Source organism: Streptomyces sp. NBC_01016 (assembly GCF_026341035.1).
GTDB lineage: Bacteria > Actinomycetota > Actinomycetes > Streptomycetales > Streptomycetaceae > Streptomyces.
The window spans coordinates 630,316-644,941 of sequence record NZ_JAPEOQ010000001.1 but is presented as its reverse complement, the minus strand read 5'-3'; the positions used below and the strand labels follow the sequence as shown (position 1 = coordinate 644,941).

Below are 14,626 nucleotides of genomic sequence, written 5' to 3'. Positions count from 1 at the left end.
CGTCGGCCCGTCAGCTCTGATGGGCCCGGGTGACCAGGTCGGAGGCGACCTCGAGGATGGCCTTGCGCTTCTCCTCGGGGTCGCCTTCGACGTCTTTGAGGACGAACATTCCGGCGTGCATCGAGAACAGCGCGCTGAAGCAGCGGACCCGGTCGGTCAGCGTGACGTGCTCGGGGAGCAGATGGTCTAGGAGGGACGTCATCCGCTCCTTGAAGTTCTCGCCGATGCTCAGCTCGCGCATCGTCGCCTGGTTCTCCTGCATGAAGCGGAAGAGCGGGGCGGCGTGGGCCAGCGCCTCCGAGTAGTGGCCGAGGATCTCGAGCTTGGCCTCCAGCGTCGACGGCTGCTCGGCGGCCCACGCGATCACGTCGTCGATCGGCCTCATCAGGTCCGTGAACAGGCTGACGACGATGTCTTCCTTGGTCTTGAAGTGGTAGTAGAGCGCGGCCTTCGTCACACCGAGGCGCTCGGAGATCTCCCGCAGCGACGTCTTCTCGTAGCCCTGCTCGGCGATGAGCTCCAAGGTCACGTCCTGAATGCGCTGGCGGGTGTCCCCGCGGCGCTGCTGCGGCTTACTGCTGCCCGTGACCATCGGTTGCTGCCTCTCGTGCCCTTGTCGAGCCCTTGGGAAAAAACTTACTTGACGCCCGGCTAGTTGGCGCTCTACTTTCCCCATTGTAGGTAACTAGCCGGGCGACAAGTAAGTCCCGGGTGACGCAGGGGGAGTGGGGACCATGACACAGGCGGCGGCACAGCCCGCGACAGCGGATCAATCGGATCGATCGGATCAGTCGTCGGTGAAACAGCCGCGCAGCGTACGGGTCGTGCTGCTCGCGCTGATGCTCGCCATGTTGCTGGCCATGCTCGACAACATGATCGTGGGCACCGCGATGCCCACCATCGTCGGCGAGCTGGGCGGGCTCGAGCACTTGTCGTGGGTCGTCACCGCGTACACGCTCGCGACCGCCGCCTCCACGCCGCTCTGGGGGAAGATCGGCGACATGTACGGCAGGAAGGGCGCCTTCCTGACCTCCATCGTGATCTTCCTGCTCGGCTCCGTGCTCAGCGGAATGGCCCAGGACATGGGACAGCTGATCGGCTTCCGAGCCATTCAGGGCCTCGGCGCCGGTGGTCTGATGGTCGGGGTCATGGCCATCATCGGCGATCTGATTCCGCCCCGTGAGCGGGGCAAGTACCAGGGCATGATGGCCGGCGTGATGGCGCTCGCCATGATCGGCGGGCCGCTCGTCGGCGGCACCCTCACCGACCACCTCGGCTGGCGCTGGGCCTTCTACATCAACGTGCCGCTCGGCATCCTCGCCCTCGTGGCGATCACCGCCGTGCTGCATCTGCCGAAGAAGCGGTCCGGGGGGTCCATCGACTATCTGGGCGCCGCGCTGCTCACCGTCGGCATCACCTCGATCGTGCTCGTGACCACGTGGGGCGGGAGCGAGTACGCCTGGAACTCCGCCGTGATCATGGAGCTGATCGGGATCGGCGTCGCCGCGCTCGTCGGGTTCGTGTTCTCGCAGACCAGGGCCTCCGAGCCGATCGTGCCGCTGCACATCTTCCGCAACCGCAACTTCACGCTGATGTCCGTGATCGGCTTCATCACCGGCTTCGTGATGTTCGGCGCGGTGCTCTTCCTGCCGCTGTACCAGCAGTCCGTGCAGGGCGCGTCCGCGACCAACTCCGGTCTGCTGCTGCTTCCGATGCTGCTCGCGATGATGGTCGTCTCGCTGATCGCGGGCCGGGTCACCACCAACACCGGCAAGTACAAGGTGTTCCCGGTGGCGGGCAGCGTCCTGATGATCACCGGTCTGTTCCTGCTCGCGCAGATGGACACCCAGACCTCGCGATTCACGTCCGGGCTCTACATGGCCGTGCTCGGCGCCGGGATGGGCTGCCTGATGCAGATCACGATGCTGGTCGCGCAGAACAGCGTAGAGATGAAGGACATGGGCGTCGCGTCCTCGTCCACCACCCTGTTCCGGACCCTCGGCTCGTCGTTCGGCGTCGCCATCATGGGCGCGCTGTTCAACAACCGGGTGCAGGACGTCATGGCGGAGAAGGCCGGGGCGCTCGGCGGGAAGGTCACCGAGCAGTCGGCGCAGTTGGACGCGGCGAGCCTGGCGAAGCTGCCGGAACAGGCGCGGGAGGCCTACCAGTTCGCGGTCTCCTCCGGCACGCACTCCGCGTTCCTGCTGGGCTCCGTGGTGGCCCTCGGCTCGCTGCTCGCGGCGGTCTTCGTCAAGGAGGTCGTGCTGCGGGGCGCCGCGCCGACTCCCGGCCCCGAGGACGCCGTGCCGAGCGATGAGGCCGCGGTGAAGTCCGGCTGACCCCGGCTCCGATCGGTTCGAGCGGCCCCCGGTGTCCTACGGCGCCGGGGACCGCTCTGTCGTGGGGTGCGGTTCAGCGGCCGGTCGGCAGGTTCGCCCCGCCGGTGCAGTCCAGGACCACGCCGGTGAGGAACCCGTTCGTGGCAAGGGAGTTGATGGCCTGTGCCACTTCCTCGGGGCGGCCGACGCGGCCCACAGGCGTGGTCGCCGCGAGCCCCGCGAACAGCTCCTTGCGCTGCTCCTCGGGGACCCGGCCCCACCAAGGGGTGTCGATGACGCCGGGCGATACGGCGTTGATCCGGCGCGGGGCGAGCTCGACGGCGAGCGGCGGGATCATCGCCTCCAGCGCGCCGTTGATCGCGGCCAGGCCCGAGGTGCCGGGGAAGGCCGCGCGGGCAGAGGCCGCCGTGATGAGGGTGATCGACGCGTGCTCGGTCAGCCGCGGCAGCGCCGCCTTCAGGATGCGCAGGTGGGGCCAGAACTTGGCGTCGAAGCCGTGCGCCAGGTCGTCGAGGTCCAGGTCGGCGAACGGGCCGCTGCCCGCCGCGCCGCTCACCGCGACGACGAGGTGGTCCACGGGCGCCGTGGTGGCGAAGAAGGCCTCGATGTCGCCCTGATCGGTGGCGTCCATGCGGTACGTGGTGGTCTTGCCGCCGATCCGCGCGGCCGCCTCGTCGAGCTTGGCCCGATCGCGGCCGGTGATGGTGACCTCGGCGCCCTGTGCGGCGAACAGCGCGGCGGTGGCCTCGCCGATGCCGGAGCTGCCGCCCATGACGACGGTGTGGGTGGGTGTGCCGGAGGGTGTTGCAGCAGTCATGGTGACCCTGTCCTCTTGGTCCCGGAGTTCCCTGGGTGGTTGACGAGACCGCCGGTCTCGATAGAGTGAGTGTTGCCGAGACCCGCAGTCTCGTCAAGAGGTTCCCGGCGGAAAGGTCGCCGGAACTCCCGTATCTCGTATCTCGTACGGAGAAGGTGAGTCGCATGCCCCCAGAGCGCGCCCACACCGGACGCCGGCGCAACGAGGAGGCGCGCCGCGCCGTCCTCGACGCCGCCCTGCGGCTGCTCGCGGACGCGGACGGCGCGGCGGTGAGCGTGGACGCCATCGCGAAGGAGGCCGGCGTCGGCAAGCAGACGCTGTACCGGTGGTGGCCCTCGAAGGGTGCGGTGCTCCTCGACGCGCTCACGGACCGCGCCGACGCGGAGGTGCCCGCTCCCGACTCCGGCGCGCTGCGCGGGGACCTGCGGGCGGTGGTCGCCGCGACGTTCGCGGGGGCCCAGCGGGACCCGGTCGCCCCGGCCCTGCGCACGCTCGTACGGGAGGCCGCGAACGATCCTCATCTGGCCGATCTGATGCGGGAGTTCACGGGGGCGCGGCGGGCCGCGCTGCGCGAGGTACTGGAGCGGGGACGGGAGCGCGGCGAGCTGGCGGAGGACTGCGACGTGGAGCTGATGGTGGACCAGGTCTACGGAGTCTTCTGGTACCGATTCCTGCTGGGGCACGCGCCGTTGGGCGAGGTGGAGGCGGTACGACTCGCGGACTCCCTTGTACGACAGGGAAGTTGACCGGGGTCGGGGCTCACGTGCGTACGACAGGGGAGAGCGAGGAGAGCCGGCCGGAGCCGGGGCTCACTTGCCGCCCGGCAGGCGCACCATCGGGAAGCTTCCCGTGTTCGTCGGTGCGTGTTCCGGGAGCCACAGCACTGCCACGGCGCCCTCGGCGGGGGCGTCGTGGTCCGCTCCCTGCGGGCGGATGTTGCGGAACGTGAGGCGGGCGCCGAGCACCCGGGCCTGGCCCGCCGCGATCGTCAGGCCCAGGCCGTGGCCGTGCCCCGCGCGGTCGGCGGCGCCGGTGCGGAAGCGGCTCGGCCCTTCCTCCAGGAGCTCCTCCGGGAAACCGGGGCCGTGGTCGCGCACCCGGAGCACCCGGCCCTCGACGCTGACCTCGATGGGTGGGCGGGCGTGCTTGGAGGCGTTGGCCAGCAGGTTGAGGAGGATGCGCTCCAGGCGGCGCGGGTCCGTCGTCACCTCGGACTCGTGGATCACCCGGACGGTGACGCCGTCGCCCGCGCGGGCCGCGATCCGGCGCTCCACGAACTCGCCGAGCATGATGTCCTGCAGCTCGGCCCGCTCGGCGGCGCTGTCGAGCCGGGCCACTTCCAGGACGTCCTCGACGAGCGTACGCATCGCCTGCGCGCGGTCCTTGACGAGTTCGCTGGGCCGCCCGGGAGGCAGCAGTTCGGCGGCGGTGAGCAGCCCGGTGACCGGCGTGCGCAGCTCGTGCGCGATGTCGGCGGTGACCCGGCGCTCGGCCTCCAGGCGCTGCTTCAGGGCGTCGGCCATCGCGTCGACGGCCTGCGCGAGATCGTCCGTCTCGTCGAGTACGACACCGCCGATGGCGCGGCGGACGCGGACGTCGCTCTGGCCGGCCGCGACATCGCGGGCCGCGCTCGCCGCCTTGCGCAGCCGGCGGGAGAGCTGGCCGCCGATGAGGACGCCGAGCGCGCTGCCGCCGAGCACAACGGAGATCGAGCCGATGAGCAGCGCCTTGTCGAGGTCCTTCATCACGGTGGCGCTGCGGTCGGCGAACCGGGTGTGCACCGAGAGGATCCCGCCGTTGCTGAGCGGGACCGCGGCCCAGATGTCGGGGACGCCGCTGGCCGACTCCGACACGTAGGTGACGCGGCGGCCCTCGCGGGCCTTCGCGCGCAGGTCGGGCGGGAGCGCCGGGTCGTCCACCTTGAAGCCGACGGGCAGATTGCCGCCGCGCGCCTCGTACTGCCGCTGCACGAACTGGATCCGCTCGTCCTGGACGTCCCGCGCGTTGTCCAGCATCGAGACGCGGGCCGCGTTGTGCACGACGAGGCTGAGCGCGACGGCGACGAGTGCGCCCACGAAGGCGATGGCGACGCTGATCTTCCAGCGCACGCCGGTCCTCAGGCCGTGCGGGATCCAGGAGCGGGCGGATTTCCGGGCGCCGGCCGAGGTCCCGGCGGCGGCCGACTTCTTCGCGGCACCTGTGGCGCCAGGGGCACCCGACGTACCCGTGACGCGCGGCGCCGGGACGGCGGACGCCGAAGCGGAAGTCGCCGACGCGGTAGACGCCGAAGCGGAAGTCGCCGACGCGGTAGACGCCGAAGCGGAAGTCGCCGACTTGGTCTCCGACCCGGTCCCCGTGGTGCCCTTCCTCATACGCGCAAGTCCCATCAGCCCGGTCAGGCCTTGAGCTTGTAGCCGAAGCCGCGGACCGTCTCGATCCGGTCCTGGCCGATCTTCGTACGCAGCCGCTGCACATGGACGTCGACGACGCGGGTGTCGCCGCCCCAGCCGTAGTCCCACACGCGCTCCAGGAGCTTGTCGCGGGACAGTACGGAGCCGGGCGCGGAGGAGAACTCGAGCAGCAGGCGCATCTCGGTGGGCGTCAGGGCCACCGGCTCCCCGCCCTTGCGGACCTCCATGCCGTCCGTGTCGATCTCCAGGTCGCCGAAGCGCAGCGCCCCGTGGTCGGGCGCGAGGCTCTCCTCGGCCGCACCGGAGGCGGCCGCGGCGCCGCCCGCGTGCCCGAAGCGGCGCAGCACGGCGCGGATCCTGGCCACGAGCACCGCCCCGTCGAACGGCTTCGTCACGTAGTCGTCCGCCCCGGCCTCCAGGCCGAGCACGACGTCGATGGAGTCCGCGCGCGCGGAGAGCATGATCACCGGAACCGTCGACTCGTCGCGGATGCGGCGGCACAGGGAGACCCCGTCCAGCCCCGGCACCATCACGTCGAGCAGCGCGATGTCCGGTCGGTTCGACCGGAACGCCTCCAGGCCCGCGAGCCCGTCCGGCATCGCGGTGACCACGAAACCGTCGCGCTCCAGGGCCAGCTGGGTGGCCTCGCGGATGACGTCGTCGTCCTCGACGAACAGGACGTGCGTCGGCTCGCCCTTGCGTTCACCGCCCATGCCGGCCATCCGTTCTCTCCTCCACCACGTGTCTCAGCCGCCGTCGTCCGAAGGCGCGGGGCTCGCCCCGTCCACCGCGTTGCTGTAATCGTTGTGCGTGCGGCTCTCCTGGGCGAATCCGTGGCCGCTCCATCGGTACGTGAGGATCTCCTCGCCCGACGGTGAGGCGACCGAGTCACCCTTTTCGTACACCTGCTTGGTTACCACGAGATCACCCCGGTCGATCTCCGCGTACACCGGGGGCTCCTCGTCCCTGAAGACATTCTTGTACGTGCCGTCCTCGTCGCGATACACGTACGTGCCGATGCCGACCGCGTCTCCGCAGGTCATCACGTTGACCACGACGTCGCTGCGGGAGCTGCCCGTCAGCGTTCCGTAGCTCACGTCGACCGGGTACTCGTCCGCCACGCACGGCTTCAGGTCGCGCTTGATGTCCGCGCTCACCTTCGGGTCCTGCTTGACCAGCCGCACCGCTTGGGTGGTGCTCGGGGCGCTCGGTGAGGCGGAGGCCGAGGGGCTCGCGTTGCCCGCCGCCGTCGACCCGACCGGGTCCGTGCGGGCGGGGCCCTCGTCACGGGCGCCGGTGCCTCCGGTCGAGCATGCCGCGAGGCCCCCGGCGAACAGCCCGAGGGCGGCGAGCCCGGCGATCGCCGCGCCCCCCGCCTTCATGCCCCGCTTCAGGGCGGAACGCTCCTGCGTCACGGCGGATCGCTCCCGCGTCACGACGGAACGTCCCCGTATCACGTTGGAAAGACCCCGGATCAGGGCGGAAAGCCTCCGCATCAGGGCGGATCGCCCCCGCATCAGGGACGTACGAATCCCAGAGGCACGTATGCCTAGGCCGCGCAACGCTCCCGCTCCTCACGTTCGAGCGCGCGGCTGGCCAGTTCCTCGCGCTCCCGCTTCTCCAGCTCCTCACGGAGCCGGGCGAGGGCCCGGTGCAGCGTGCTCTTCACGGTTCCGGCCGACATTCCGAGAGCGGCGGCCGTCTCCTCTGTGGACATCTGCTCCCAGTGTCGCAGCACCACGACGCTGCGCTGCTTCGGAGCGAGCACCTTCATGACGTCCATCAGCAGGGCGCGGTCCGCGTGCTGCTCCGTCGAGTCGTCGATCGAGGACTCGGGCAGCTGCTCGGTGGGCACTTCCTCCAGCTTGCGCGCCCGCCACCACTCGGTCCGCGTGTTGATCATGACCCGGCGCAGATACGCGTCGGCCAGGCGCTTGTCCGCTATGCCGTCCCACCGCCCGTACGTCCGCACGAGCGCGGTCTGCAGCAGGTCCTGGGCGTCGACCGGGTCGGGCACGAGCCGCCGGGCGCTGCGCAGCAGAGCGTCCTGCCGCGTCCGCACGTACTCTTCGAACCCGAGCACCTCACCGGCATGCGCCATGATCAACTGCCTCCCGCTTCCTGCAATCCCCGTGGTCCGCACAGGTCGTGTGCGGTTACGAGGAAGAAGTTACGGAGGAGTTGTCACGGCGTTGTCCGTTCCGGCCAGCGGCGAACGCACGACTACCCGTCGGTTGTGTAACGAAGGGGGCCGTGTGGGTCTCCGCGTCGGCCGTGTGGGTCTCCGCGCCCGGCTCAGCCCTGCGGAAGCCGGTAGAGGCCGCCCGCGAGCGGCTCCACCAAGCCGTCGTCGACCAGGCCGTCCAGGGCCCTGGCCCGCTGCACCGGCTCGTCCCACACGCGGTCGAGCGCGGCCTGCGGCACCGGGGCGACGGCGTCCCGCAGCACGGCGAGCAGCTTGCCGCGGACCTGGCGGTCCGTGCCCGCGTACGTCTGGCCGCGGCGCGGCGGGCCCTCGTGCGCGGGCTTCCCGGAGAGCCGCCACGCGCACATCGCGGCGATCGGGCAGCGGTGGCACTCCTCGTTCTTGGCGGTGCACACCAGAGCGCCCAACTCCATGGAGGCGGCGGCCCACTTGGCGGCGGTGTCCTCCTCCTCGGGCAGCAGCGCGCGGGCCAGCTTCCGCTCGGCGGCGGTCGTCGCGTTCGGCGGGTACTGCACGCCGGCGACGGCGCGGGCGAACACCCGCCGCACGTTCGTGTCGAGCACCGCGTGCCGCTGGCCGTACGCGAACGAGGCGACGGCGGCCGCCGTGTACTCGCCGATGCCGGGCAGCGCGAGGAGCTGCGCGTGGCCGGTGGGTACGTCGCCGCCGTGGCGTTCCGTTATGGCGACGGCGGCGCCGTGCAGGCGCAGGGCGCGGCGCGGGTAGCCGAGCCGGCCCCAGGCGCGGACGGCCTCACCGGGGGCCTCCGCGGCGAGATCGGCGGGGCGGGGCCAGCGGGCGAGCCACTGCTCGTACACCGGGAGCACGCGGTTGACGGGGGTCTGCTGGAGCATGAACTCGCTGACCATCACGCCCCACGGGCCCGCGTCGCGGCGGCGCCAGGGGAGGTCGCGGGCGTGCTCGGTGAACCAGTCGATGACCGGTGCGTGGAGATCGGCGGTCGCGGCGGTCGCGGCGTTCTCGGAGTTCTTCGTGAGCGCAGTCATGGCATCTCCGATCCTGCCATGTACGGGGGCCGGGGCGGGGGAGCGTGGGGTGTTGTGCGGGGGTGGGGTTGGGGTCTGTGGTGCGGGGGGCGCGGGGGTGGGCGCCGATGTGTTCGGTGTGCGGTGCCGGGGTCCGGGGCTTTGCCGGGGTCGACGTCCATGCGATCGGCGCGCTGCACCGGCCCCTCTCCGGCTGCGCCGGGGGCGGGGTCTGTGGTGCTGGGTGCGCGGCACCGGGTCCTGGAGCTTTGCCGGGGTGGGCGCCCCTGCGTTCGGCCGCGCGGGCACCGATCCCTGCCCGGCTGCGCCGGTGCCCGGTCGTCTCCCACCCGCCCGCCCCCTCCGGGGGCTTCGGCCTCCCCGGGGCCCGGCTGCTGTGCCGGGGCAGGGCCCGTCGTGAGGGGTGCGCGGCACCGGGGTGCCGCCTTGCCCACCCTGCCGCCCCAGGCGGCAGATTGCCCAAGGCAGGGCGGCGTCGGCCGTGTGGCTGGCGGTAGGTCGTCAGGTTCGCCGAAGGTGGTCGGGGGGACCTGACGATCGGCAGGGGTGGCGGGGACCGGCTCGCTTGTAGCGTCGGGGCGTGGAGGATCGACGACGTACCTTGCTGGTCGAGCTGTCGCTCTGGGGCGCGCTCGCCGTCCCGGTGCTCGCCGTCGAGTGGCTGCATCTGCACGAACCGGACAGCACCTGGCAGCAGCTCACCGGGATCGCCGCGCTCGGCGCCGCCACCGCGCTGCACCGCCGGCTCCCCGCCACCGCCTTCCTGCTCGCGGCCGCCCCGGGCCTCGCCGTCGCGTCATCCCTGTTCACGCTTTCGTACGGGGGCGCGCTCGCCGTCTTCGCGTACCTCATGGGGCTGCGGTCACCGGCCGTACGTCCCTCGCTCCTCGCCTTCGGGGCGCTCGCCGTCGCCGGCACCGTCAAGATCAGCATCCGGCAGGTCGACCCGGCCGCCGAGTGGCTGGTGCTCATGGGGACGTTGCTGTTCGGCGCCGTCTTCCCCTGGCTCATCGGGCGGTACTGGCGGCAGAGCGGCGAGCTGACCGCCGCCGGCTGGGCCAGGGCCGAGCAGTTGGAGCGCGAGCACCGGATCGTCGCGGACCGCGCCCGGCTGCGCGAACGGGCCCGGATCGCGCAGGACATGCACGACTCCCTGGGCCATGAACTCAGCCTCATCGCGCTGCGCGCCGGCGCCCTCCAGGTCGCCCCCGGCCTCGCCGACCAGCACCGCGACGCCGCCGCCGACCTGCGCTCCGCCGCCTCCGACGCCACCGACCGGCTGCACGGAATCATCGGCCTGCTGCGCGAGGAGGACGACGAGCAGGCCCCGCTCGCCCCACCCGGCGAGACCGTCGCGGAACTCGTCGACCGGGCCGCCGAATCGGGCCTCCCGGTGCACCTGGTGAGCGCCCCCGGTACCGGCACCGAAGACCGCACCGTCTACCGCGTCGTCCAAGAAGCCCTGACCAACGCCGCCAAGTACGCGCCGGGCGCCCCCGTCACCGTAGAGGCGCGGCAGGACGACACCGCCACGACCGTCACCGTCACCAACGCCCGCCCGGCGGACGCGCCCGCCGCGCCGTCCGGCAGCGGCACCGGACTGCTCGGCCTGCGGGCCCGGATCACCGCGCTCGGCGGCGGCTTCGACGCCGGCCCGCACGACGGCGGCTTCCGGGTGAGCGCCCGCCTTCCCGCGCCCGGCGCCCCGCTCGGCGGCACCCCCGTCGACGTCGACGCCGGTTTCGGGCACGCCCGCCGCACCGCCAGACGCCGCGTGGGCCTGGCCTTCGGGGCGGCGGCGGTCGCGGGAACCGTCCTGATCGGCGGGGCGTTCACCTGGTACGCGTACACGAAGACGCACGCCGTCCTCACCCCGCAGGCGTACGCGCAGTTGCGTGTCGGCGCGCCCCTCGCCGACGTCGAGTCGCGGCTGCCCGAGCGCACGATCAGCGACCCGCCCGTCGAGCGCGCGCCCACGCCGCCCCCGGCGCACGCGGACTGCCGCTACTACCGGGCGAGCGGTGAACTGTTCGTGTCCGTCGAGCACTTCAGACTCTGCTTCGCCGACGACACGGCGCACACCCTCGTCGACAAGGCGGTGATCCCGAAGGCGGGCACCGCCGACCAAGTGAAGGAAGAGGAGCGTGAATGGGCGCGCTGAGCGAACCGGGCGCCGGCAGACGGATCAGGGTGCTGCTCGCCGACGACGAGGCGATGATCCGGGCCGGGGTCGGCGCGATCCTCGCGGCGGGCGGCGACTTCGAGATCGTCGCGGAGGCCGCCGACGGGCGGGAGGCCGTGCGGCTCGCCCAGGCCCACCGCCCGGACGTGGCGCTCCTCGACATCCGCATGCCGCGCCTGGACGGCCTCGCGGCGGCGGAGGAGATCACGGCGACGGTGCCCGGCACGGCCGTGGCGATGCTGACCACGTTCTCCGAGGACGCGTACGTGGCGCGGGCCCTCGGCGGCGGCGCGACCGGCTTCCTGCTCAAGTCCGGTGATCCGCACGAACTGATGGCGGGCGTACGGGCGGTGGCGGACGGCGCCGCGTTCCTGTCGCCGAAGGTGGCCCGGCATGTCATCGACGGGCTCGGCGGCGGGCGGCTGACCCGCGAGGCCGCCGCCCGGCAGCGCGTCGCGGCGCTCACCCCGCGCGAGCGCGAGGTGCTCGGCCTGGTCGGCGCGGGCCTGTCGAACCCGGAGATCGCCGACCGGCTGAACCTCGTGGAGGGGACGGTGAAGGCGTACGTCAGCGCGGTCCTGGAGCGCCTCGAGGTCAAGAACCGCGTGCAGGCGGCCATCGTGGCGTACGAGGCGGGGCTGCTGACGTAGCGGTTCTGGAGGCCGAAAGACGTAGCGGGCCCCGATCATCTTCGGGGCCCGCTACGTCTGTCTGTCTTCAGAAAGTTCAGCGCCTGTGCGCCCCGCGCCGCGAGCGGCCGTCGGGCGTCGAGCCGTACCCGGCCCCCGCGGGCCCCGGCCCGGCGAACCACCGCACGAGCCCGTTCCCGGACCCCCGCATCGCCTCGGTCACCCGCGCTCCCGGCCGCGTCAGAAGGCGTACGACGAGGAACGCGACCAGCGTGCCGAGCAGCAGGCCCACCGCGACGTCGTGCGGGTAGTGCACGCCCACGAAGACGCGTGAGAACGCCATGAGGAGCGCCATCGGCACCGTGAACCAGCCCACCTTCGGCCAGGCCAGCGCGAGGCCCACGGCCGCGGCGGCGGCGATCGTGGCGTGGTTGGAGGGGAAGGACCAGTCTCCGTAGACCGGGCAGTCGATCAGGGACGGCAGGGCGCCCGAGACGGCGCGGCAGGGCCGCTCCTCGTCGATCCCCGACTTGACCACCTCGCTGATCACATACGCGACCGCGGTGGCCAGCGGTGCGAGCACCGCGACGGCGAAGGCCTTCGGGTCGTTGGCCCGCGCCCGCCACCAGGCGACGACGAAGAGCACGGCGAACAGCAGCAGACCCAGTTCCGTCCACACCTCCATGAGGTGCTGAAACCACGAAGGGGTGTCGTGGGCGAAATCGGTGATGCCGCGATACAGGTCGGAGTCGATGGTTCCCATGGTGACGGACAGTATGCAATACCCAAGGCTTGTCACATCCAGCGATGGTCCCGGGCCCCACCTGACGATCGACAGGGGTCCCGGAGCCCGTTCGGCGGCGTGCGCGTGATGATGATCCGGAAAACTTGGTGTGCGAGGCGGCGGGTAGCACCGGACAACGGCCCGATCTCTCGTAAGGTTTGAGCCGTGGGATCTCTGCGCAATCCGATCGGGCCGCTCCCCTCCTCCATCTATTGGCGACGGAGGGCTGTTCTGCTGTCCGTGGTGGCGCTGCTCGCGCTGCTGATCGTCTGGATCGTCACCTTGGGCGGTGGCGGCGGGAACAACGGCGCCAACGGCTCAGGCGGCAAGAGTCCGACGGAGTCCATCACGCCGGGACCCTCCGGCACGGGACCCGCGATCAGCGAACACCCCGGCGGACGCGACGAGTCGGGCGGTTCCGGCGGCTCGGGTTCTGGCTCGGGTTCCGGCGGCTCGGGTGGTTCGGGTGCGGGGTCCGGTGGTTCGGACGATGCTGCGGGCGGCGACTCCGGTGACGGCGGCGGCAGCGGCGGTGGCAACGGCAGCGGGGGTACGTCCTCCGGGGACCAGGTCCCGGCCGGCTCCAGCCTCCCGGACTGCACGGCGGGCGGCGTGACCCTGAAGGTGCGCAGCGTCCACAACTCGTACGCGCCCGGGGACAAGCCGAAGCTCCAACTCGTCGCCAAGAACACGGCGGACAAGTCCTGCAAGGTCGACCTCGGGCCGAAGACCGCGGTGGTCACGATCACCAAGGCGGAGGCCGACAAGCCGTTCTGGTCCTCCGACGACTGCCCGGCCGGGGCGGGCGGCATGGTGCTGCGGGCCCCCGCGGGCGGCACGGTGCAGCGGGACTACACGTGGGATCTGCGGCCGAGCGAGCCGCAGTGCGCGACGCCTTCGGCGGGAGTGGCGGGGCCGGGGACCTACCTGGTCGAGGTGAAGGCGGCGCAACTGCCCGCGGCGCAGACGTCGTTCGTCCTTAAGAAGGACTGAGCCACTCAAGCCCCTCCGGCGCGGCGTCTCGGGGCTCTGCCCCGGACCCCGCGCCTCAAACGCCGGCGGGGCTGTACAGGGCTACACGTACCGCTCGAGGATCGACGACTCCGCCAACCGCGACAGGCCCTCCCGCACGCTCCGCGCCCGCGCCTCGCCGACCCCGTCGACCGTCTGCAGGTCGTCCACGCTCGCGGCCAGCAACTTCTGCAGGCCGCCGAAGTGCTCCACGAGGCGGTCGATGATGGCGCCAGGGAGGCGCGGCACCTTGGCCAGGAGCCGGAACCCGCGCGGGGACACCGCCGAGTCGAGTGCCTCGGGGGAGCCGGTGTAGCCCAGGGCCCGTGCCACTATCGGCAGTTCGAGCAGTTCCGCGTGGCTGAGCGCGTCCAGCTCGACCAGCGCCTCCGGGACCGTGCGGGAACGCTTGGCGGTGGGCTCGGGCACGTAGTCCCGCGCGACCAGCTCGCGCTCCGGCTCGACGCCCGCGATCAACTCGTCGAGCTGCAACGCCAGAAGCCGGCCGTCCGTGCCCAACTCGACGACGTACTCGGCGATCTCGGTCGCGATGCGGCGCACCATCTCCAGGCGCTGCGCGACCGCCGAGACGTCCCGGACCGTGACCAGGTCCTCGATCTCCAGGGCGGAGAGCGTGCCCGCCACCTCGTCGAGGCGCAGCTTGTAGCGCTCCAGGGTCGCGAGGGCCTGGTTGGCCCGGGACAGGATCGCCGCCGAGTCCTCCAGGACGCGGCGCTGCCCGTCCACGTACAGGGCGATCAGGCGCATCGACTGGGAGACCGAGACGACGGTGTAGCCGACCTGCTTGGAGACCCGGTCCGCCGTGCGGTGCCGGGTGCCGGTCTCCTCCGTGGGGATCGTGGGGTCCGGCACCAACTGGACGCCGGCCCGCAGGATCTTGTCGAGGTTCGAGGAGACCACGATGCCGCCGTCGAGCTTGCACAGCTCGCGCAGGCGCGTGGCCGTGAACTCCACGTCGAGGATGAAGCCGCCCGTGCACATCGACTCGACCGTCTTGTCGGAGCCGAGGACGATGAGGCCTCCGGTGTTGCCGCGGAGGATGCGCTCCAGGCCGTCGCGCAGGGCGGTTCCGGGCGCGACGGCACTCAGCGCGGCGCGCATCAGACTGTCCGCACCGGAGCTTCCGCCGGACTTGCCGGGAGTTGCCGCCCGGTCATTGGCTGCCACTGCACTCCTCCGGATCGCAGACTTTGGGGTGCCCTGGGGCTCGGGGTCTTCG

Annotated in this window: 15 protein-coding genes; 6 read left to right on the top strand and 9 right to left on the bottom strand. The window is 71.9% G+C overall.

What is annotated here, in order from left to right; genetic code table 11:
- Positions 1–10: 10 nt before the first annotated feature.
- Positions 11–592, bottom strand: a complete 582-nt coding sequence (locus OG746_RS03025; RefSeq protein ID WP_266711301.1) for a TetR/AcrR family transcriptional regulator — start codon at positions 590–592, stop codon at positions 11–13.
- Between the two features lie 142 nt (positions 593–734).
- Between OG746_RS03025 and OG746_RS03020 the strand changes: the two genes are divergently transcribed.
- On the top strand, positions 735–2,339 hold the full coding sequence (locus OG746_RS03020; protein WP_524540366.1) for an MDR family MFS transporter: 1,605 nt from the start codon (positions 735–737) through the stop codon (positions 2,337–2,339).
- Between the two features lie 73 nt (positions 2,340–2,412).
- Here OG746_RS03020 and OG746_RS03015 read toward each other — a convergent pair whose 3' ends face one another.
- Positions 2,413–3,156 (bottom strand): SDR family oxidoreductase, encoded by a 744-nt coding sequence (locus OG746_RS03015; protein WP_266711299.1) that lies wholly within the window; start codon positions 3,154–3,156, stop codon positions 2,413–2,415.
- Positions 3,157–3,320: 164 nt separating this feature from the next.
- Between OG746_RS03015 and OG746_RS03010 the strand changes: the two genes are divergently transcribed.
- Positions 3,321–3,902, top strand: coding sequence for a TetR/AcrR family transcriptional regulator (locus tag OG746_RS03010; protein WP_266711298.1), 582 nt, complete (start codon positions 3,321–3,323; stop codon positions 3,900–3,902).
- Between the two features lie 63 nt (positions 3,903–3,965).
- Here OG746_RS03010 and cseC read toward each other — a convergent pair whose 3' ends face one another.
- Positions 3,966–5,231 carry a two-component system sensor histidine kinase CseC gene (gene cseC, locus OG746_RS03005; RefSeq protein ID WP_266718681.1) on the bottom strand — a complete coding sequence of 422 codons (1,266 nt, stop codon included), beginning with the start codon at positions 5,229–5,231 and terminating at the stop codon, positions 3,966–3,968.
- A 7-nt stretch (positions 5,232–5,238) separates the two neighbouring features.
- Between cseC and OG746_RS03000 the strand changes: the two genes are divergently transcribed.
- Positions 5,239–5,562: a hypothetical protein gene (locus OG746_RS03000; protein WP_266711297.1), complete on the top strand. Its 324-nt coding sequence runs from the start codon at positions 5,239–5,241 to the stop codon at positions 5,560–5,562.
- Here the strand turns inward: OG746_RS03000 and cseB are convergent.
- The 4 genes from cseB to OG746_RS02980 form a co-directional block, all read right to left on the bottom strand.
- Positions 5,552–6,280: a two-component system response regulator CseB gene (cseB, locus tag OG746_RS02995; RefSeq protein ID WP_266718680.1), complete on the bottom strand. Its 729-nt coding sequence runs from the start codon at positions 6,278–6,280 to the stop codon at positions 5,552–5,554. The genes OG746_RS03000 and cseB overlap by 11 nt on opposite strands.
- 33 nt (positions 6,281–6,313) lie before the next feature.
- Positions 6,314–6,949, bottom strand: a complete 636-nt coding sequence (locus OG746_RS02990; RefSeq protein ID WP_266718679.1) for a hypothetical protein — start codon at positions 6,947–6,949, stop codon at positions 6,314–6,316.
- Between the two features lie 167 nt (positions 6,950–7,116).
- Complete coding sequence (locus OG746_RS02985; RefSeq protein WP_266711296.1) at positions 7,117–7,668, bottom strand: SigE family RNA polymerase sigma factor; 552 nt, start codon at positions 7,666–7,668, stop codon at positions 7,117–7,119.
- A gap of 194 nt (positions 7,669–7,862) precedes the next feature.
- Positions 7,863–8,780, bottom strand: a complete 918-nt coding sequence (locus tag OG746_RS02980) for an iron-sulfur binding domain-containing protein (RefSeq protein ID WP_266711295.1) — start codon at positions 8,778–8,780, stop codon at positions 7,863–7,865.
- Positions 8,781–9,360: 580 nt separating this feature from the next.
- On the opposite strand from OG746_RS02980, the gene OG746_RS02975 reads away from it, so the two are divergent.
- Positions 9,361–10,941 (top strand): sensor histidine kinase, encoded by a 1,581-nt coding sequence (locus tag OG746_RS02975; protein WP_266711294.1) that lies wholly within the window; start codon positions 9,361–9,363, stop codon positions 10,939–10,941.
- Complete coding sequence (locus OG746_RS02970) at positions 10,929–11,612, top strand: response regulator (RefSeq protein ID WP_266711293.1); 684 nt, start codon at positions 10,929–10,931, stop codon at positions 11,610–11,612. The genes OG746_RS02975 and OG746_RS02970 overlap by 13 nt, the downstream gene beginning before the upstream one ends.
- A gap of 76 nt (positions 11,613–11,688) precedes the next feature.
- Here OG746_RS02970 and OG746_RS02965 read toward each other — a convergent pair whose 3' ends face one another.
- Positions 11,689–12,354 (bottom strand): phosphatase PAP2 family protein, encoded by a 666-nt coding sequence (locus tag OG746_RS02965; protein ID WP_266711292.1) that lies wholly within the window; start codon positions 12,352–12,354, stop codon positions 11,689–11,691.
- A gap of 186 nt (positions 12,355–12,540) precedes the next feature.
- On the opposite strand from OG746_RS02965, the gene OG746_RS02960 reads away from it, so the two are divergent.
- Positions 12,541–13,368 carry a hypothetical protein gene (locus OG746_RS02960; RefSeq protein ID WP_266711291.1) on the top strand — a complete coding sequence of 276 codons (828 nt, stop codon included), beginning with the start codon at positions 12,541–12,543 and terminating at the stop codon, positions 13,366–13,368.
- Between the two features lie 81 nt (positions 13,369–13,449).
- On the opposite strand, the gene disA is transcribed toward OG746_RS02960, so the two are convergent.
- Positions 13,450–14,574 (bottom strand): DNA integrity scanning diadenylate cyclase DisA, encoded by a 1,125-nt coding sequence (gene disA, locus OG746_RS02955; RefSeq protein ID WP_266711290.1) that lies wholly within the window; start codon positions 14,572–14,574, stop codon positions 13,450–13,452.
- Positions 14,575–14,626 lie beyond the last annotated feature (52 nt).

Excerpts from the sequence above, each read along its gene's own strand:
- OG746_RS03025 (WP_266711301.1), bottom strand. The coding sequence starts at position 592 with ATGGTCACGGGCAGCAGTAAGCCGCAGCAGCGCCGCGGGGACACCCGC.
- OG746_RS03020 (WP_524540366.1), top strand. The coding sequence starts at position 735 with ATGACACAGGCGGCGGCACAGCCCGCGACAGCGGATCAATCGGATCGA.
- OG746_RS03015 (WP_266711299.1), bottom strand. The coding sequence starts at position 3,156 with ATGACTGCTGCAACACCCTCCGGCACACCCACCCACACCGTCGTCATG.
- OG746_RS03010 (WP_266711298.1), top strand. The coding sequence starts at position 3,321 with ATGCCCCCAGAGCGCGCCCACACCGGACGCCGGCGCAACGAGGAGGCG.
- OG746_RS03000 (WP_266711297.1), top strand. The coding sequence starts at position 5,239 with ATGGCGACGCTGATCTTCCAGCGCACGCCGGTCCTCAGGCCGTGCGGG.
- cseB (WP_266718680.1), bottom strand. The coding sequence starts at position 6,280 with ATGGGCGGTGAACGCAAGGGCGAGCCGACGCACGTCCTGTTCGTCGAG.
- OG746_RS02990 (WP_266718679.1), bottom strand. The coding sequence starts at position 6,949 with ATGAAGGCGGGGGGCGCGGCGATCGCCGGGCTCGCCGCCCTCGGGCTG.
- OG746_RS02985 (WP_266711296.1), bottom strand. The coding sequence starts at position 7,668 with ATGGCGCATGCCGGTGAGGTGCTCGGGTTCGAAGAGTACGTGCGGACG.
- OG746_RS02980 (WP_266711295.1), bottom strand. The coding sequence starts at position 8,780 with ATGACTGCGCTCACGAAGAACTCCGAGAACGCCGCGACCGCCGCGACC.
- OG746_RS02970 (WP_266711293.1), top strand. The coding sequence starts at position 10,929 with ATGGGCGCGCTGAGCGAACCGGGCGCCGGCAGACGGATCAGGGTGCTG.
- OG746_RS02965 (WP_266711292.1), bottom strand. The coding sequence starts at position 12,354 with ATGGGAACCATCGACTCCGACCTGTATCGCGGCATCACCGATTTCGCC.